The following is an 18,256-nucleotide window of genomic DNA, read 5'->3' on the forward strand; positions in this document are numbered from 1 at the left end:
GGCGCATGGAGGAGGAGTCCGAGGCGAGCCTCGGTGACGTCATCCGCGAGGTCCGCAAGAAGCAGGGGTGGTCGCAGGGGGAGCTCGGCGAGAAGTCAGGGGTATCGCGCCCGACCATCGCACGCATCGAGGCGAACAATGACGTCACGACCGCGACCATCGCCAAGGTCGCTCGTGCCCTCGGCCTGAGGCTCGAGCTGAAGGACGACGACTGATCATGCGGGCCGACGCGAGCACGTAAAGCCGCCGGGGCTCACGACCGTGCCGGGGCGAGCGAACCTGTCTGCGCCGCCGTCATGCGCACCAGACCCGCTCGGTCGCCCCGCCTCTGTGCCCAACGTGTCCAACAAGGCCTCACCAGACGCGCTCCGAGACTGGGCCCCGACGGTTTATGTCTGCGCTGCCTGCCTCTTGGGTTAGCGGGTATCGCGGATCATCACGGTGAGGCCGATGACGGCTGGCTTTTTCCGATGTCCTCGTATCCCCACGACGTGTAGAGGGCGTGGACCTTTCCGTCGCCGGCGGCCGGGTTGGCCATGAGGGTGACGTACGGCTCCTCGCGTGTGGCGAGGAGGGCATCGTGGATACGGCGGGCGGTGCCCGTCTTCCGCCAGGCCGGCCGGACGCCGATCTCCTTCAGGGCCACCGAGGGCATCGCCCCGTGAAGTGCCCGGCCTGGCCAGTGGAGTGACAGCGGGGCCTTGGCTGTACCGCAGCAACTGCGCGGCCCGGGCCACCTGCTGGTAGTGCGGGAGTACGCCAACAGGCGACCGGCGTCGGTGCGTCAGGTTTGAGGCAGAGCTCAGTCCTCGTCCTGGTATTCGTTCTTGGTGGCATCCGCGTCCGCTACGGGCGCTCTTGTCTGCCTTGTTCTTCGGCCGAAAGTCCAGCGTCGACTTCCATTCCAGCCAGTCCAGCTTGTCCGCTGCGCTCGCCGCGCGGATCGCCTTCACCAACTCCAGGTAGTGCGAGGCACGACCTGCACAGAAGCATCAGCACGAAGACGCCGGAACCACTGTGGCGGAACCTTGGCCGTCGTCGTCTGGGACGGGCCGGGTGAAGTGGTAGCACTGGTTGACTGCTGCCTGCGAGCTTGAGACGAGGACGGATACGGTCATCGTGTCCCCCTCACGCACCACGTTCTTGACGTGGAAGGAACGCCGTCCGGTGGGGTCGAGGGCATCCTGTATCCCGGCGCGCGTCAAGTCCTCGGCGTGCATGCTCGTGATGCGCGTCAGCGCCAGACGGACCCGGTTGCCGATCTGGGTGCTGGGACGGCATACATCGTCGTCCCGCTCGGAAACCCTCGACGTCCACGCCTGGCCGGGGCGGTGGGTGTAGGTGAAGACGAAACACCGGGTCACCTTGACGGGCCCGCCTCCGGGGAGCATGACTTCTTCGTCGTACTGTGCGGATCTCGCGGCCGTGGCGGTGAACTCGCGGCGGGACGTGTCGTAGGTGATCACCGGGGCTTCGGAGTGCTGCCAGATCACGCCGGCGAGTGCGTCGGCATCGGTGGTGCCGCTTGTGTCGAGTGCGCGGGCCGTGTCGTCCGCCGTGGCACGGGCCTGCTTCCGGATCAGTGCGAATGCCTTGTCATTGCGCTCACTGTTGACGTTCCCGTCATGCCAGTGCCGATACCACAACCAGGAGACGACGATGCCGAGAACGACGGACAAGGTGATCAGGATGGTCAGGCAGCCGGTGGTCACGAGGCGGTTCGCCCGCCTCGTGACCACCGTACCGCCGGTTGTGTCAGGTCCCACTAGCTGCCTTTGTATCCGATATCGGCCAGTGCCTGATCCATGACCCGGGCGTAGCCCGTGGTGCCGGCGTTCTTCGGGTGGAACGACTCGAGGCTGGCACAGACGTTCTCCCCGGGCCAGGGCAGACAGGGGGCCTGGTTGGCCGGGTCCCCGTCGTGGAAGTCGCCATCGCCGTTCGGGCCGGCGACGACGCGGTTGATCCACTCGTCGCCGTCACAGATTCCGTGTCCCCGGAAGGCAGGTATCGGATCGGCGAAAGCCACCTTGGTTCCGGCCGTCTTCAGCTCCGCCACCTTGGCCTTCTGCTTGTCTCGGACGTAGTCGGCCAGCTGGTTCAGGGCGTCGAAGTCGGCTGTCACGCATTGCTCGTCACTGACCAGGCGAGGGTAGCCCATGAGGACGATCTGGGCGTTCGGCGCGGCATCCGCGATGTCATCGATCAGGCCCCCGGTGGCCGCGACCGCCTGGTCGACCTTGCCCGTGTAGTCGGCCGGGTCGCACACCCCGACGATGTAGCAGTTCGTTACGGCGTTGGTGAAGTTGTCATCGTCGTTGCCGCTGATGGTCAGCATGACCAGGGTGGTGTCCGGGCTGAGGACACCGGAGTCGATCTGGCTCTTCTCGCGGTAGTTGCCGATCTTTCCCCATGGAGTGGGGTTTCCTGTGGTCAGCTGCCAGGTGTGCGCGCCGGAACAACTGACGTCCAGGAAGTCGACGGTGCCGCTCCTGTTGTCCGAGAGTTCGCCGAGGCTGGTGCTCTGACCGGGCAACAGAACCTTGCGCGGCCAGGAATTTTTGCTGCGTCGGCATGCGTTCCAGCTGCTCTTCCCGTGGTCCCTGTCAGACTCGGGTGAATAGGCTCCGGCGCCCTCACCGGAGGTGTAGGAGTCGCCCATGGCGACGACCATGTGCTTCGGCTTGCCCGACAGCGGCTGGAAGGCGACAGCGTCCCAGGCGACGTCCTCGTCCGCGGTGCCGTCGTCGGTGGTGTTCGTCAGCTCCACCCGCGGGGTGCCGGTGAAGCGGTAGACGCCGAGTTCGACCCAGGTGTTCTTACTGAAGTGGGTGTTGACGTAGCGGTGGCGGTCACCGCCCGCGACACCCTTGATCACATAGTGGGCCTGCTGGGTGTGCGCCCCGGTGTCCGGCATGTGAGCGAAGACGCGGGCCCATTCGACGTTGCGGTCGAGGGTCCAGGTGCCGTCGATGGTCATCCGGGCGCCGGCGCCGCCGAGATGAGCGGTGTCGCGGGTGTGCGTGTACCAGAAGTGGCCGCCGTGTCCACCGCCGATCTGGTGCAGGTCTCCCTTGGCCTCGAACGGGCCCAGGCCCGGTCCGGTCGCCGCCGGGTTGGGGTGGAAGGTGAACTGGAAGTTGCCGGCGTCGGTGCCGGACGATCCGCAGTCACTGTAGGTGTCCATGTTGTCGGGGACGGACTCCACGATCAGTGCCCCTGCGGGGGCGGCGCCGCACTCTGGTGTGCCGTACTTCAGCCGATGGCCGCGGCCCGGTTCCTCGCGCAGCGTGGCGTACTTGATGCTTTCGTGGCCGCAGTCGGCGTCGCAGTGCTCTTTCCACGTCACGTTCGAGCCGCGCCACCAGTACCGCTTGTAGCAGTCTTCGTCGGGGCAGTCCGGCGGGTTCGCGGAATCGCAGCTGTTGGTCGCATTGCAGAACGCGTCCAACGGAGGCTTCACCAGGGCGCGCTGCGCCGGGTTGATCCACCATGCGGGCCGGAACCCCACAGATGAGAAACCTGACTCGCCGGGCCAGTCCTGCCGTCCGTCGGAGCCGTAGGAGTAGCCGGTGTCCATGGACCAGGCGGACCAGCCCATCACCTTCTCCTGGTACGGCCAGTTCTGAGGCCTCGCGGCATGCCGCGGATCGGTCATGAACGGATCCCTCGAGGGCGGGTAGACCGGGTTCGCGGGGTTGTTGTACCAACCAAGGCCCCACGGCTTGCCGTCACCCTTGTTCTCATTGAAGCCGAGATTGTAGTTCCACAGCGCAGCGAACCAGTTCTCAGGCTTCGACGGATCGTCGTTGTTGACGGTGATGGTCTGGCCCTCGGTGTGCACCTGGTTCCACTTGTCCGCAAGGATGTACATCGACGCGGCGATGTTGACCGCGTAGTCCAGGGCCACGGCCTTCTGCTTCGCCGGGGGCAGGGACGTCTCGTCGGGCTTCTCAAGGCCGGCGAGGCGCATTCCGTCGGTGACCTGGCCTACGCCGTAGCCGCAGTCCGACAGGTGCCACTTGATCGCCCAGTACTCCTCGGACGTCTCCCCCTTGTGCCCGTAGAACCCGGCGATCGCCGCCTGCGGGTTGCCCATCTGGCCGGGGACGGCGCCGCCTTCGGCCTGCCACAGGTTCGACTCCTGCGCGAGCACACCCAGCAGCACCTGGGCAGGGATGCGCCCGCCGCCCTTCAGCGTGGGGGCCGGGAAGAGCCCCTGCGGGTCGACGGTTCCCAGCCCTGAGCGCCAGCCGCCCTGCTTGATCCACTTGGAGCGCAGCTCGCCGCGGATCGCCATGTTGACGGCCCACTCGACCTGGTTCGGAGTCGGCTGCAGCGCCAGCGCCTTGACGTCGTTGCGGGGGATGGAACACCAGCGATCGGTGTCCACCGGGTTGTGGGACAGTTCGCCGTCCGCCGGTGCCCGTCCGTTCTTCCCGGGCACCCTCTCGGCCCCGCCTGCTGCACGCAGGGCGGGTGAGGAGGAACCCTTCCCTTTACCGCTGGTTGTGTCGGTGACCGCCTGGGTGATCTTCTCGCCGGTGGCAGTCGCGACACTGGTGATGGTCAGTGGGGCAGCACTGTCCCTCGTGGGGTCCTCGGTGGTGCGCGCCCGGGGTGAGGGTTCTGCCTTGGTGAAGCCCTTCCCCGCGTTGCCGATCTGTTCCAGGCCCGCACGTACGCCGGGCATGAGCACGGGATCGACGGCCAGTCGGCCGTGGCTGGACACATCCGTGTCCGCCGGAACATCCAGACGGGTCACTCCAGTACCCGCAAGGTTCGCGTGTGTGGTGTCCCCGGTGAGAAATGCCTGGCCCTCAGTGCCCTGTTTGAGGGCCAGGTCTCCGAGTTTCCCGGACGCAAGCAGCGACGGCGTGCCCCCGCGCTTCCATAGCTTGGCGTGTGCCGTGTTGCCACTACGGTCGAGGAACGCGACCCCCTTACTGGTGGGGCGGATGTCGAACGGCACACCGTTCGCGGCAGCCAGCCTCTGGAGCTTGCTGTTCGTCGGGTCGACGTGCACCAGGTGACGGCCGTGTGCGGCAACGAGACCGTCCTCCGTCGGGACGGCCGAGGTCACCTGACCAGTGACAGAGGTATCGGTGGTCGTCTTGCCGCTGGTATCGACGGTGACGAGCCGGGTCTTGCTGTCACGGAACGCAGTGAACGCGGCCGTGCGAGTTTCGGGGTTGCACGAAGGGTCGAAGTAGGCCAGCGAGCCGGTGAAGGGCAGTTTCGTCACCCGGCCGGACTTCAGGTCGACGACTGCGGTGAACGCCCCACCCTGCATCAGGTCTGGCTTGTTCGTGAACGTACGCGGCGCATACACGACCGCAGCGTGATCACGGTCCATGACGCAGGAGTTACCGATCCACGAGTCCGCCGGCATGCCGGGCTCGGCAAGCGTGGCAACGGTCCGCCACTGGTAGGCGTCCTTGCTGTCCGACACGAGGACCTTGAATCCGCCACTGTCTGCCGCTGTGGTCACGGCCCGGTCCATCGAGGTGTCCCAGCTCTTCCCGAGCTTCTTGCCGGGGTTCGGCACACGCGTCGGCGGATCAAACGACGGACTGCCGGACGGCTTCGGTAAAGGATTCGAGCCGGGAGGGCTGGAATCGGCTAAAGCCGGCGCCACGTGTATGAGCCCGGTCAAGACCGCGGTGGCCGCAAGGCCAGCGATCCCAGTACGAGCCGATCTGTGAACTCTCAACTGCTACTCCAACAGTGCGTTATCAGGGCATGAGGATGAACCGACGCGGCCTCTACGGAGGCTAGGAAACGCGACGGTCTAGAACAGTGATGACGTGCCATCGGCGAGGACTGCCCGCGTGTCCCCCGTCTGGAGGCCTCCCCTGACGGTGGTGCGGTTCTTCTTGCCCTAGTAGGTGGCGATCACGGGCCTGACCTCGACGAGCTGCTGTTGCAGCTGGGCTTTCTTGGCCGGCGTGGTGAGTCCGACCTCAGGTGGTGCGGAGGGCTCCGGTACTGCGGTTGCGGTGGTTGCGCACGCCGCCAAGGCGCAGCTGGCGGCGGCCGGGACGGCGGCGCGTGCACGGTGCATTCTGTTCTCCTGTGATGGGGGTTGCGCCAGTGACTCACAGGGATCCCACAACAAGCTCCGGGGTACGGGGGTGGCCGTGATCGAGTGTGTCGAATTCTCGATCACAATCGTCCTGATGTTCGACCTTGCATGGTCCCTTTCATCGGTGTACGGCGCTGTGCCGCGAAGGGCTCCCTATGGAGTCTGTCCGGACTCGTCGACGGTGCCGCTGCCGATAAGGACCACGGAGTGACGACGGTGCCGGCCTTCCCCCACGCGTTGTCCTCCACGAGGACCGTGCACTCACCCAGGAGTCGGGCCGTGCTCTTGTCGAAAATCCACTCAGTTGAGCCTGAGCGCGATAGGTGTCGTATTCGCACGACAACTGTCGTAATCCGCGTCCGGCCTCCTGGTGCAGGTTCTCCTGGGTCGGCCTCCACGGGGCTCCGAGAAGCGGCGTTGTCAGTGGGCTCTGCCAGGGTGTGCGGCGTGGACGAACTGGTGGAGCGTGTCGACGATCAAGATCGTGTGCTGGGGGTGGTGGTCAGCCGCCGGCAGGCCATCCGGGAGGGTTGGCTGCACCGGGTCGCCGTGACGGTGTGTCGTGATGAGTGTGGGCGGATCCTCGTTCACCGGCGGTCGGAGCAGCTGTCGCGCTTCCCCGGGCTGTACGAGGTCGTGGTCGGTGGCGCCGTGGATGTCGGTGAGTCCTATGAACAGGCCGCCGCGCGGGAGCTGGCCGAAGAGCTGGGCATTCGTGTGCTGCCGCGCTTGCTGTTCACGTTCATCAACCGCAGCGGTTTGAGCCCTCACTGGCTCAGCGTGCACGAAGCCGTGGTGCCGGACACCGTGGCCGCCGATCCCGATGAGGTCGCCTGGCATGGCTGGCTGACCGAGCCGGAGCTGCGGTCGGCCCTGCTGGAGTGGCGCTTCACCCCCGACAGCCACGAAGCCTTCAGCCGGTATCTCGCGTTCCGGACGACGCAGTCCTGACCTTGCCCGCCTCGCGGGCTGGGACGCCTGCTTGCGGCCAACTTGCCTGCAAAAGCACGGAACACGTCAACAACGATGCGAATTCGGCGACAAATATCATGCTCAGTGCTTCGAGAATGGCCTGGTCGGGGGTGGGAGGTTAACGACAACTATCATGCTCGGGCTCATCAGTGCGTTCGCCATTGTGTCTTCAGGCCATGGCGGCCCCGTGCCGGCCTGCCGCGTCCACGGTGTCGGAGATGACGTCGACTCTGGGGATGAGAGCAGAGACCCGGTAGAGAGCCACAGGGGTCTCAGAGGCCGCTATGACCTCGGTCTGCCCACACCGGACCAACGGGGTGTCCCTTCTGGGAGGACACCCCGTTGGGGTTTGCGTCACTTCAAGGGCCTGGCGATGCGCCGTGCATGAGTTTGTCAGGGGATGAGGTGACTGATCAGCCAGGTAGCGATCGCGCTGACCACACCGGTCACGGCGCCGCGCAAAGCCGCCGCAGTCAGTCGGAGTCGTTCAGCCCGGGTGAGTCGGTGAGCGGGCCTGCGGTGCATCAGAACCTCCCTGGGAGTGGACGGACTCGGAGTTCCGGCCGGTTCGAGCCCAGGGTGGGACGTGGGCAGTGATCAACTCCGTGTTGCGATGAGAAGCTCGAACGGGGGAAGTATCCCGGCACGTCGACCTCGGCAGCAGGAGAAGGGTCAGCGATGAGTAGCGACAAGAGGGGAAGTACGCGACGGCCTCGGACCATTGAGAGACCCCGCGTTCGCCCGGGGCCGTTGGCCGATCTCAAAGCGTTGGTGTACCAGTTGTACTTGGAGGCCGGGACCCCTTCGCTGGACGAAATCGCCATGCGGGTCGCCGAGGACGACGCTTTGGTCGGGTCCCCCTTGCGGGACACGATCGGCCGGATCATCCGGGATACTGATGTGCCGCCCTCGCAGGCCGATGTGGTCGCCGTGGTTACCGTGCTGGCTCGGTTGGCTCGGTGGGATGCTCATGCTGCTGTCGTCCGGGCGCGGGATCTATGGGTCACAGCCCGGCTGGAGGCACCGATGGGGGTGCCCCTGGCCGACGCCCGCGATCCGTTCGCCCTGGAAGTTCACCGGTCGATCACCTTGAGCGGACAGGGTGGGTTACCGGAGCTGCCGCCGTATGTGTCGCGTGCCCACGACGAACGGTTGGCCGCGATCGTCGATCGCGCGCTCGGTGGGGCTAGTGCGATGGCGACGCTCGTGGCCGGATCGTCGGCGGGTAAGACGCGCGCGTGCTGGGAGGCGCTGGAGCCGCTGCGTTCCGCGGGCGGATGGCGGTTGTGGCACCCGTACAACCCGACTCGGGTCGAAGCTGCGCTGCAGGGACTGGACCGGGTGGGACCGTACACCGTGGTGTGGCTCAATGAAGCTCAGGAGTACCTGCACCCAGGAGGCGACGGCGGCGAGCGGGTCGCGGCCAAACTGCGCGCCCTGCTCGCAGACACGGATCGGGCGCCGGTGCTGGTGTTGGGCACCCTGTGGCCCGAACACCACTCCACTCTCACCAGGTCTTCCCAGGTACGGCAGGTGCTGGAAGGCACGGCGATCGAGGTGTCCGAGACATTCACCGACGTCGACCTGGCCGCTGTCCGGCGGGCTGCCCGGAACGATCCACGGCTGGCGTGGGCCTTCGGGCACGCAGATGACGGGCAGATCACCCAGTGCCTCGCGGGCGGACCGGAACTGCTGGAACGGCTTCACACCGCGCCGCCCTGCCCGAAGGCGCTCATGCTGGCTGCCATCGACGCCCGCCGAATGGGCCACCGCAATGCGCTTCCCCTGTCATTGCTCGAGCAGGCCGCTGAGGCGTACCTCACCGACACCCAATGGGAGACACTCGGCGGGGACTGGCTGGAACAGGCCCTGGCTCATACCTCCCGGTTGTGCAAGGGAGCCGCAGGACCCCTCACCCGGCTTCGTGTCAGCGGGAGACCCGGACGCGATCGGAAAGCGGCTCCCGCGAACGAGGGCCAACCGGTGTACCGGCTGGCCGACTACCTCGACCAGCATGGCCGTACCCATCACACCGACCGCATTCCTCCCGTCGGCTTCTGGGTGGCGCTCGCCGCGCACGCACATCCCGACGACATGTCCGACCTAGCCGACGCGGCGTGGGCCCGCGGGCTCTACCGCGATGCCGTACAGCTTCACAAAAACGCCACAGTCCATGGCGATCCCCGGTCGGCCCGTCTCCTGGTCCGTCGCCTGTGGGCCGTGCATCCCACAGACCTCCGCCCCGGGGCGTGGGTCGCTGAACACGTCACTCTCGACAATCAGCAAGACGTCGAGGACCTGCTGCGGCAGTTGCACGAGGCAGGCGCCGCCAATCACGTCGCCGTCCTGGCTGAACGTGTCAGCACACACATGCCTGTCGGTGATCCACGCCAGGTGGCGAAGCTGCTGCGGACTCTGCGCAAGGTCGGAGCGGCCGATGGGGTCACAGTCCTGGCCGAACGCGCTGCGACACGCGTCAGCGTCGATGGTGCCCTCTGGGTGGCGGATCTACTCAAGGAACTACACGAAGCGGGAGCAGCCGACTTCGTCGCCGCTCTGGCCGAGCGCGCCGCCAGAGATTCCACGCTCCGCCATCCCTCAGCGGTGGCCGACCTCCTGGGCGCGCTCCACAGCGTTGGCGCAGGCGACCAGGCCGCCCGGTTGCTCGCCCGCGACCCCGCCACACACACCACGCTCACTGATGGGGACGGCGTGTTCAAGTTACTCAGGGTGCTGCACCAGTTCGAAGCTGTAGACCAGGTCGCTACCTTGGCCGAACGTGTCACCATCGTCGAGCCCTCCGAGACGCGATGGGAGCTGTGGCAGCTGCAGAAACTCGGCTTCGTCTGCCCGCCTCTGGTCGAGCACCTCGTCATCAACGAGCCGCTCCTAGTGCGATGGGCACTGGCGGAGCTGCGGGAACTCGGGGCGGCCGACCAAATCGCCGCGCTGCTCGCCCGCGACCCCGCCACACACACCAGACTCGACATGCCGAACAGTGTCTGGTTCCTACTGGAGGAGCTGAGTGACGTCGGTGCCACTGACCAGGTCGCCACCCTCGCCGGTCGCATCGCCGCGGACATGCCACTCGACGATCCAGACGCCGTGGGCTTCATGCTGAGGCAATTGGACAACCTCGGGGCCGGCGCCCAGGTCGAACCTCTCTCCGCGCGCATCGCCACAGACATCTCCCTCGACAAGCCATTCCCGCTGGCGGAAATACTGGAAACGCTGCGCAATCTCGGCGCCACCGACCAGGTTGCCGTGCTGCTCGACCGCGACCCCGCCGCCCACGTACCACTCGGCGATCCCATTGCGATAGCGCGCATGCTAGAAACGCTGCATAACCTCGGCGCCACCGACCAGGTTGCCGTGCTGCTCGACCGCGACCCCGCCGCCCACGTACCACTCGGCGATCCCATTGCGATAGCGCGCATGCTAGAAACGCTGCATAACCTCGGCGCCACCGACCAGGTTGCCGTGCTGCTCGACCGCGACCCCGCCGCCCACGTACCACTCGGCCAACCAGCCGCGGTCGCCGTCCTGCTCCGTGCATTGCGCGCTGCCGGAGCCACCGAACAAGTCACGACGCTGGCCCAACGCGCCGCCGCTGACACCACCCATGCCAGGGACGACGAGCTGGTGAGGCTTCTGGAGACGCTTCTCGAGGTCGGAACCCCCGAACAAACAGCCACGCTGATCGAAGGCGTGGCCGAACGAACCCTGTTCAGCGACCACTCCGAGGTGGGTCCGCTACTGCGGGGGATGCCCAAAGCTGACGTGGCCGAGCAAGTCGCCTTCTTGCTCGCCCCCCGGATCGACGACGAGTACCTTGCGTACTTGGAGCCGTCCGGCACCGCAAGGCTACTGGCTACCCTGCTCAAGCTCGGTGCTGCAGACCAGATCGTCGCACTCGCCGCACGCGCCGCCACGACAGCCGATTCTCCGCAAGCTGCGGAACTGGCGGAACTGACGGCGCTGCAACGGGTCGGGACCGAGGACCAAGTCGCTGCGCTGCTAGCGACCAACCCCGCCGCACGCGTGCCTCTCGACCGCCCGTCCGCGGTGGCCGAATCCCTGCGCACGTTACTCAAGGCGGGTGCCGAGGAGCAGGTTGCCGTGCTGCTCGCTCGCGATCCTGCCACCCGCACCGCGTTGAACACCGAGTGGTGGGGGGCGAAGAGCCTGCTTCGGGTCTTGCGGGAGATAGGGGCCACCGACCAAGTGACGGTGCTGCTTCGCCGCCTGCCCGCCGCAGGCAGGTTCGACATGCTCGCCGACTTGAGCGGCCAGAGAGTGCGGTTCCGCTTCGGGAGGGAGCCCGACGGCCGGGCTGCGGCACCGTGGGCCTGGGAGGATCTGGACTGACAACAGTCGTCGGCAGGCGGTGCAGTGGTCCCCGGCATCCGCCTGGGGTGTCATGGGACCGTCTACGCCGTCACCAGCCTCACCCGAGCAGGCCACACCGGCCCAGCTCGCCCGACTCGTCCGTGACCACTGGACGATCGAGGCCCTGCACTACGTCCGCGACACCACCTTCGCCGAAGACGCCTCCCAGCTGCGAACCGGCAACGCACCCCGCGCGATGGCCACCTGGCGCAACCTCGCCATCGGAGCCCTCCGCACGGCCGGAGTGAAGAACATCGCGGCCGGCCTCCGCCGCAACGCCCGCAACCCTCACCGACCCCTCTCACTCCTCGGCCTCGGATGACCACGAACCGGACGTCATGCGACTACGCCGAAGCCCTGGCCCGCGGGCACTTCTCCAACGAAGCCGCCGCTTTGAAGTGCATCTACATGGCGCTGATGAGCCTGGACCCGACCGGCAAGGGCCGCAAGCGGTGGACCATGCGCTGGAAGGCGCCCCTGAATGCCTTCCAGATCGCTTCGAAGGCCGCCTCACCCCGAGCAACAACTGACCTTCAACAACCAAGATCAGTCGTCAAAATGACACACACGACACCAGCAAGGTCCCCACCCATACCCACACCAACGACCAAACTGGCCAGCAGTCACGACAAGCACCGTTGCAGTACTACGGCACCGAACCACGCGACAGCTAACGAGAGTTGGCGATCTACTACCGGGGCGCCTTCGCCCCCGGCGATACTGAGCGCGGTCGACTGAAAGGGGAAGGCCTTGTGGTGACAGGCCTGCGCCGTGCCGCCGGCTTCCGCGAGGCCATCGTGTCGCCCGGGTACAAGAACTCAACCCCGGTCAGCCGCCGTTGGTACCGGTCCGCAGGGCCGGCGGCCGCAAACGGGTCGTGTCCCGCGTCGTGGTGTAGGGGATCAAGCGCTACGGGTTCCGGTACGAGGCCCCTGACGATCTCCGCAGAGGCGGCCGTCCACGAGGCGCACTGCTGAGGCGAGTTGAACACGCGGTCCGACCGAGCCACCGTCCCCGACCTGCGGATTCCGGCGCCTTGATCGGCTACACCACCCGGCGGGACGCCATCCGCAATCGTGTTGTCGACCTGAAGCCGAACTTTCGGGCCGCGCTCCTCGCCCTGACCGGGGACATCGTCCGTCGTGCTCGGGCAGGGCGGTATTCAGCCTGCTGCCTGGGCTCCGCCGCCTGCCCGGATGCGCTCAAGGATTTCGTGGTGGAGGGCGGTGAGTCCTGGGGGCGGTAGGGGGGCGGGGCTGCCGGTGAGGTGGTACCACTCCTCGGCGCCGGTGTACTGGACGGTGATGACGGCGCGGCCGTCGGATTGGAGGGTGGTGGCGACGGTGAGGTCGCCGGTGACGATGCCGACATCGTCGGTCATGGCTCCGCCCGGGCCAGCCATCACTGTGTCTACCAGCCGCTCCGGTTCGTCCGGCGCTGAGGGCGTGTTCATAGGGTGCAGGTGTCCAGCATCTTGGTGAGCATGGCTTTCTCGTCCTGGGTGATGGTCAGTTTGTAGGCGGCTTTGACGGTGGTCCAGGAGCGGCCGTAGGTGCACCAGTAGGACTGGTTCGGTGGCTGCCACTGGTCCGGTCCTTGGTCGCCCTTCGAGCGGTTCGTGGCGGCGGATACAGCCAGCAGCTGCGGATGAGTGAGGTCGTTGGCGAAGGCTTCGCGCTCGGCCTGTGTCCAGGTGCCGGCGCCAGAACGCCAGGCGTTGGCCAGAGGCACAGTGTGGTCGATGTCGAGGTCGGCAGCGACGGTGAAGGTCTTGTTCTCGTAGACGCTCACCCACTTCCCGGACACGGCCCGGCACTCGTCATCGCGCTGCACATCGGAGCCGTCGCGCTGAAGAACCATTTCGCGGGTGTCACAGTTGTCGCCCTGGGAGGACCAGTGAGCGAACTTCGCGCGGCTGTAGCCCGCCATCGACCCCTGAGTCGCCACTTTCAGACCATCCAGCGCGGTGCGGGCCTCTTCGGCGCTTGGCAGCCCCGGAAGCTTCGACGCTGCCTCTTCCTGCCCACCTTCTGCTCCTGCAGCGCTGCCTTCACTGGGAGCGGTGACGCCTGCGGGGGTGACGCCGCTGGCGGCGGGGGTCGGCTCGGTCACCGTTGAACACCCTGTCAGCGTGACGGCCAGGACGGTCACTGCCAGCCCCCATGTCCGTTGCCGCTGCTCATGGTTCACGTTCCGCACTCTGGCCTCTTCCGGCTCGACAATCGGACCTGGCACACGCTATCTGCCCAGGGCGTGTAGGCGGCCATGTTCACGCCACATACGTTGATGGACGAGCAGGTGATGGCGTACCCGATCCGGGCATCGGGTGCAGCAGAGCGCCCAGAGTCGGAGGGGGCTGCCGCCTATCGCGCTAACACCCGTTATGCCGGCCCCTGTGGCGGACGGAACCTCTGTCCGGGCCGAGCTTCGAAGCGGCCGGATTTCGTATGTGCGCTGTCGGTCTCTGGCTTGCACGCCGTGGCTGGATCACCGTTGGTTGGCGAATCCCTGAACTGCGCGGTCCCTGCACGCGATGCCGAGCTCACGCACCTGCGTTGCCGGTAAGGACGTTGCCGAAGCCGTCGTAAACGCTGACGCGGCTTTGCTGCGGTTCTATGTAGGCGGTGAACGTCTTCACGATGGTCTCTGCCGTGGACATGGGGTCCTTGACCGGATTCGGGCCGCCGATGAGGTCGGTGGAGATGAAGACTGTTCCGGATTTACCGTCCCAGTCACCGATGATCCCCTGGACTCGTGCGACCGCCTTCTGCTGACTCCCGTTACCGTGCTTGTCCACCCACGACCGAAACTCCCGCGCCTGCTCGGAGGACTTGGCCCGATCAGTGTCCTGGGGGAGCTTCGTGGCCACGCCGCTGGGACCGGGCCCAACGGAGTCGTCCTGAAGACTGCATCCGGTGAGCAGCGCGGCCGTAGCCGCGATGCCCAGCAGCGGGGTGATCACTGCGCGCATGGTCTCTCCAGCGTGGGGGGCGAGAGGAGCCCTTCCGGTGCCGAAGCCCGGAAGGGCGCAGGACTCAGTGTGTCAGAACCGGATGGCGTCGGCCTTGTCGTTCCAATTGCCGCTGACGGGGTAGTCGTAGCTGCTGAAGCGGGGCCAGATGGTGTAGCCGGAGGCGAGGATCAGTTTGGGGTCGGGCAGATTATTCCGGATGTCGTACAGGGTGACACCGCGCTGGGAGCGCATGACGGCCGCGCTGGACGCCTTGTCCCGGAAGGAGGGCGAGTATATGTCGAGGTGGCGGGTCTTGGAGGTGGCGTAGTGGGGCCACTGCAGGCGGCGCCCCTTGTAGTTGGCGTCCTGCCACAGGCAGACCCACCCGCTGCGGCAGTCGTCATAGGCGAGCACGGAGGCGCTGCCCATGGCCTGTCTCGCCTGCCCGGTGAGGGCAGCAGCGGCTCCCTGTCGGGCCTCCTTGGTGGGGGCGGCGCTGGCCAGACGACTGTTGGCCTCGGTGTCGTCGTCGAAGCACTCCATGGTGCCGTCCTCGTCGACCTCGGCGCAGATCTGGGCACCTTCCCAGTCGCCGGCCGGATCGATCTTCTCGCCGTTGTAGTACATGTCTATCTCGAGATTGGGGTCGGCCGCGGCGTGCATCTCGGCCTCCTCCTCAGGGGTGAGGAGGCCAGTGATCGCCCCAGGTGTCTCTTCGGTGTCTGCCGCAATGGCGGGTGCTGTGGTGGCCGCGAGTGCGAGGGCAACGGCAACAGCGAGATGGCGAATGCGCACGTGTGGTCTCCCTTGGAAGTAGTCGGTTTCTAGGCAGCGTGGAGCTGGCCGGACAGGAAGGAGAAGGGTGTTTGCCTGACCGCTCTCAGTCGGCGGTAGCGGGCGACAGGACAGTCGATGCTGCGGTACTGAGCGAACGCCGACAGATCAGCGGATCTCAATACATCGGGTGGGAAGCACGATCACCCTCGCCGGAGCCGGATTTCGCACACCGTGCTGTCCGGAAGGAAACCCTGCGCAGGCACCTGCCTGCAGGCAGAGCTGTTCGGCAGCCGTGCAGTGTTCCCCCAAAACACGATCCCCCCAAAATTGAGCGCCGAGCGTGACACGGCCTGCTGTCCGCGAGCTCTATGCGTGTAGCGAGCAAGGACGTTCTGCCGCGCAACTCGGGTCACTGTAGTTGCAGCCGCTACGGGTCAGGCATCCCTGAAAATGCGCCTGGCCGGATGGGGCGCCGCACGCCGCGGTCAAGCGGAATCTGCACTCCACACATCACAGTAAGCGCTTGCGGCCTTGTGCCGGGAAAGCGGAGGGAGCAATGCCCGTGGCAGGTGTTGATCAGGTTGACCGAATCCAGTCGGCAGACGGATCTTGACTGAAAAAAGTGCAACTGCCGTCGAATAGAGATCAGTTACAGTGACCGCTGCCGTATGACAGACGGTGTACACGCCCCGAAGGGCAAGCATCGGCAGCCGCACGGAGCTGAGCCAGCCCCGATCAACTACAGACGTGCCCACCTTAGTTAGCTTCAGACTGGCCACCACTACTTGCCGATCCGCCGCCCGTACGCCGACGCCAGCCCTCCCCCCGGCCCACTGCGCCCGAACTGGCCGGGCTGCGGGGATGTCGGCAGCGGGGCGTGAACGATGGCCCCCTGGTTGACCTCCGGAATCAGGCCGTACACCAGGACACAGGACGCGTCGATGCGGCCGGGGCTGTCCGAGTCGGTCGGCATCCACGTCGCCCACTCGTTCTCCAGGTCGGTCATCATGCCGCGCAGCCGGACCCGGTCCTCAACCATCTGCTGAGCGACCGGCTCCGCCCTGAGCAGCTTGCCTTGCTTGGCGTGGACGGCGTCGATCATCGGCATCAGCTTGCCCTTGGGGATGCGGCCCTCGTCCTGCAACGCCTTCCACGCCGTACCGATGGCGAGGGTGCACATGTCCCGCCCGAAGTTCCACTCCACGTAGATGACCGCGGCGTTCGTCTCGTGCGCCAGCATGCAGGCCCGCCTCGACCACTCCGCCGACGACATGGCCGCCGACTGGTCATGCGTGATCCATACCCGGCTGTCGGCGCCGAGGAAGCCGCCGATGATGCCCGCGGTGTCACGCCCGCCACCGGACGGGTCGATCGACACGGCGATCCTCTGCGGCTCCACCACAGTGATCCCGTCGCGGATGGCGCGCAGCAGGTCCCGTGACACGAGGGCGCCCTCAGCGGGCTGCGGGTCGCCCTGGGCGATGGCGTGCCAGTCCCGGACGCTCGACGTCTTCTTGACGTCCGCCCACCACGCCCGCAGCGCCCGCCGGTTCCTCGTCGGGATCTTCGGATGCGGCAGCGGGTCACCGGGCTCCCGGCCGAGGGGGTCGGGCCCGAACTTGGGGTCGGCGACTGCGGGCAGGTGGACGACCTTCCACCGGCCTCCGTCCTCCAGGCGCCCGTCCTCCTCCAGCCGGCGGCCCGCGAAATCATCCGGATGCCACCTGGTCTGAATTGCGACCACCGCGTTGCGGTCCGGCTGCAACCGCTTCAGCGCGGCCGACGACCACCAGTCATGGACCCGCTCGCGCATCTTCGCCGACTCGGCTTCCTGCCGGTCCTTGTGCGGGTCGTCGACCACCAGGAGGTTCACGGAGAAACCGGTGAGGCCCGCTCCGAGGCTGACGGAGCGGACGCCGCCGCCCCGTGTCGTGTCGTAGTCCTGCGCGGCCTCCGACCCCGCCAGCAGGGACAGGTCGAACTCGCCGCCGTACTCACCGATGTACTTCCGGATCGCCTTACCCCGCCGGAGCGCCAGGTCGTCTGAGTAGGAGGTGACCGCGACACGGTCCTCGGGGTGCACGCACAGCCACCAGAACGGGAACCACTCGCCGACAGTCGTCGACTTGCCGACCTGCGCCGGGGTGATGACCAACAGCCGGTCGTACTCGCCGGCCTCCAGACCCACGAGGGCCTCGCCGATAACACGCAGGTGCGGGCGCATCCGGTACGTCTGGTCGAGGCCGCGCGCGAGCGTCACCGGGTCACGCAACAGATCCTTCGCTGCCGCCCGCTTCGCGGCCTGGAGCTGCCGGAACACCGCCGCGTCGTCAAGGTGGTCCAGCTCGCTGACGGCGGACTGCCTGCTCACCCCTCGCCGCTGTCCTCGTCCACGGCCGGGACAGGCGTCTCCCCCTCGTCCTCGCCCTCGTCGTCCTCGTCGGCGGGAAGCGGTATGTACGCCTCGTCATCGTCGTCGCCGTCGAGTGCCTTCACGCGCCGGCTGACCGATGCCGCGAGTTCGGCGAGCCGTACGCGCCGCTGCTCCGGGGGCATCTGCTGGAACTCTGCGACCTGGACCGTGAGCGGATCCCCGCCGGGGCCGGTGACCGCGATCGTCTCCGTCGGATCGCCGAACAGGTTCCGGCGCAGCTTCATCGTGGTCTCAACGAACCGGCTGAACTCGGTGATGGACATCTCGGCGGCCTGCTGCTGCACGTACGGCAAGGCCTGGCCGACCATGCCGGTCATGATGCGGAGGATCTTCGCGTCGTCGCGGGCGGCCTTCCTGCGCTCCTCCTCCATCTCCGCCGTGTACTGGCGCTGCTGGTGCGCGTCCCAGGCGGCTGCCCTGTCCTGCCACCGGTACTGGGCGGCGAGGGCTCGTACATGGCTGTACGAAAGTGCAAGGGCGTCTGATGCTTTTGCAAGGGTGCGGGTGAGCCCCAGGTCACGGAACACGAGGAAGCGGGCGTGGCGTCGCGGGGTTTCGCCGGGCTGGCGTTCCCACTGGTCGAGCGTGGGGTCGAGGGTGATGCGTTCGCTCATGCTGGTCACGGTTCCTGGGGGTGAGGGGGCTC

13 protein-coding genes and 2 pseudogenes are annotated in these 18,256 nt (G+C 66.8%); 5 read left to right on the plus strand and 10 right to left on the minus strand.

Translation table 11 applies throughout. From position 1 onward, the window contains the following. Nucleotides 1-5 precede the first annotated feature (5 nt). The gene (locus OG272_RS15745; protein WP_405893729.1) at nucleotides 6-215 is read left to right on the plus strand and encodes a helix-turn-helix transcriptional regulator; all 210 of its coding nucleotides are present in this window, start codon (nucleotides 6-8) and stop codon (nucleotides 213-215) included. A 221-nt stretch (nucleotides 216-436) separates the two neighbouring features. Here the strand turns inward: OG272_RS15745 and OG272_RS15750 are convergent. The 4 genes and pseudogenes from OG272_RS15750 to OG272_RS15765 all read right to left on the minus strand — a co-directional run. Beyond that, a pseudogene (locus OG272_RS15750) lies at nucleotides 437-652 on the minus strand (GNAT family N-acetyltransferase); the annotation flags it as partial. Between the two features lie 340 nt (nucleotides 653-992). Continuing rightward, a complete protein-coding gene (locus OG272_RS15755) occupies nucleotides 993-1,766 on the minus strand; it encodes a hypothetical protein (protein ID WP_405893730.1) in 774 nt (257 codons plus the stop codon). Then, nucleotides 1,766-5,656 (minus strand): hypothetical protein, encoded by a 3,891-nt coding sequence (locus OG272_RS15760; RefSeq protein ID WP_405893731.1) that lies wholly within the window; start codon nucleotides 5,654-5,656, stop codon nucleotides 1,766-1,768. The genes OG272_RS15755 and OG272_RS15760 overlap by 1 nt, the downstream gene beginning before the upstream one ends. 225 nt (nucleotides 5,657-5,881) lie before the next feature. After that, nucleotides 5,882-6,064, minus strand: a complete 183-nt coding sequence (locus OG272_RS15765; RefSeq protein WP_405893732.1) for a hypothetical protein — start codon at nucleotides 6,062-6,064, stop codon at nucleotides 5,882-5,884. Nucleotides 6,065-6,523: 459 nt separating this feature from the next. Between OG272_RS15765 and OG272_RS15770 the strand changes: the two genes are divergently transcribed. The 4 genes and pseudogenes from OG272_RS15770 to OG272_RS15785 all read left to right on the plus strand — a co-directional run. Next, nucleotides 6,524-7,036, plus strand: coding sequence for an NUDIX domain-containing protein (locus OG272_RS15770; protein WP_405896026.1), 513 nt, complete (start codon nucleotides 6,524-6,526; stop codon nucleotides 7,034-7,036). Nucleotides 7,037-7,807: 771 nt separating this feature from the next. After that, nucleotides 7,808-11,425, plus strand: coding sequence for a hypothetical protein (locus OG272_RS15775; RefSeq protein WP_405893733.1), 3,618 nt, complete (start codon nucleotides 7,808-7,810; stop codon nucleotides 11,423-11,425). 52 nt (nucleotides 11,426-11,477) lie between these two features. Beyond that, nucleotides 11,478-11,768: a hypothetical protein gene (locus tag OG272_RS15780; protein ID WP_405896146.1), complete on the plus strand. Its 291-nt coding sequence runs from the start codon at nucleotides 11,478-11,480 to the stop codon at nucleotides 11,766-11,768. A 38-nt stretch (nucleotides 11,769-11,806) separates the two neighbouring features. Then, a pseudogene (locus OG272_RS15785) lies at nucleotides 11,807-11,976 on the plus strand (IS256 family transposase); the annotation flags it as partial. 632 nt (nucleotides 11,977-12,608) lie between these two features. On the opposite strand, the gene OG272_RS15790 reads toward OG272_RS15785, so the two are convergent. The 6 genes from OG272_RS15790 to OG272_RS15815 all read right to left on the minus strand — a co-directional run bounded on the left by OG272_RS15790 (nucleotide 12,609) and on the right by OG272_RS15815 (nucleotide 18,224). Further along, nucleotides 12,609-12,827 (minus strand): hypothetical protein, encoded by a 219-nt coding sequence (locus tag OG272_RS15790; protein WP_405893734.1) that lies wholly within the window; start codon nucleotides 12,825-12,827, stop codon nucleotides 12,609-12,611. Nucleotides 12,828-12,895: 68 nt separating this feature from the next. After that, nucleotides 12,896-13,636 carry an HNH endonuclease family protein gene (locus OG272_RS15795; protein WP_405893735.1) on the minus strand — a complete coding sequence of 247 codons (741 nt, stop codon included), beginning with the start codon at nucleotides 13,634-13,636 and terminating at the stop codon, nucleotides 12,896-12,898. 352 nt (nucleotides 13,637-13,988) lie between these two features. After that, nucleotides 13,989-14,417 (minus strand): hypothetical protein, encoded by a 429-nt coding sequence (locus tag OG272_RS15800; RefSeq protein WP_405893736.1) that lies wholly within the window; start codon nucleotides 14,415-14,417, stop codon nucleotides 13,989-13,991. A gap of 72 nt (nucleotides 14,418-14,489) precedes the next feature. Next, complete coding sequence (locus OG272_RS15805) at nucleotides 14,490-15,062, minus strand: peptidase inhibitor family I36 protein (RefSeq protein ID WP_405893737.1); 573 nt, start codon at nucleotides 15,060-15,062, stop codon at nucleotides 14,490-14,492. An 895-nt stretch (nucleotides 15,063-15,957) separates the two neighbouring features. Next, on the minus strand, nucleotides 15,958-17,547 hold the full coding sequence (locus OG272_RS15810) for a hypothetical protein (RefSeq protein ID WP_405893738.1): 1,590 nt from the start codon (nucleotides 17,545-17,547) through the stop codon (nucleotides 15,958-15,960). Further along, complete coding sequence (locus tag OG272_RS15815; RefSeq protein ID WP_405893739.1) at nucleotides 17,544-18,224, minus strand: hypothetical protein; 681 nt, start codon at nucleotides 18,222-18,224, stop codon at nucleotides 17,544-17,546. Before OG272_RS15815 ends, OG272_RS15810 begins: the two co-directional genes overlap by 4 nt. Nucleotides 18,225-18,256 lie beyond the last annotated feature (32 nt).

The organism is Streptomyces sp. NBC_00104 (assembly GCF_045160825.1).
GTDB lineage: Bacteria > Actinomycetota > Actinomycetes > Streptomycetales > Streptomycetaceae > Streptomyces.

What these genes read in the sequence shown, in the direction of transcription:
- OG272_RS15745 (WP_405893729.1), top strand. Translation starts at nt 6, where the DNA reads ATGGAGGAGGAGTCCGAGGCGAGCCTCGGTGACGTCATCCGCGAGGTC.
- OG272_RS15765 (WP_405893732.1), bottom strand. Translation starts at nt 6,064, where the DNA reads ATGCACCGTGCACGCGCCGCCGTCCCGGCCGCCGCCAGCTGCGCCTTG.
- OG272_RS15780 (WP_405896146.1), top strand. Translation starts at nt 11,478, where the DNA reads ATGGGACCGTCTACGCCGTCACCAGCCTCACCCGAGCAGGCCACACCG.
- OG272_RS15790 (WP_405893734.1), bottom strand. Translation starts at nt 12,827, where the DNA reads ATGACCGACGATGTCGGCATCGTCACCGGCGACCTCACCGTCGCCACC.
- OG272_RS15800 (WP_405893736.1), bottom strand. Translation starts at nt 14,417, where the DNA reads ATGCGCGCAGTGATCACCCCGCTGCTGGGCATCGCGGCTACGGCCGCG.
- OG272_RS15805 (WP_405893737.1), bottom strand. Translation starts at nt 15,062, where the DNA reads ATGCACGCCGCGGCCGACCCCAATCTCGAGATAGACATGTACTACAAC.
- OG272_RS15815 (WP_405893739.1), bottom strand. Translation starts at nt 18,224, where the DNA reads ATGAGCGAACGCATCACCCTCGACCCCACGCTCGACCAGTGGGAACGC.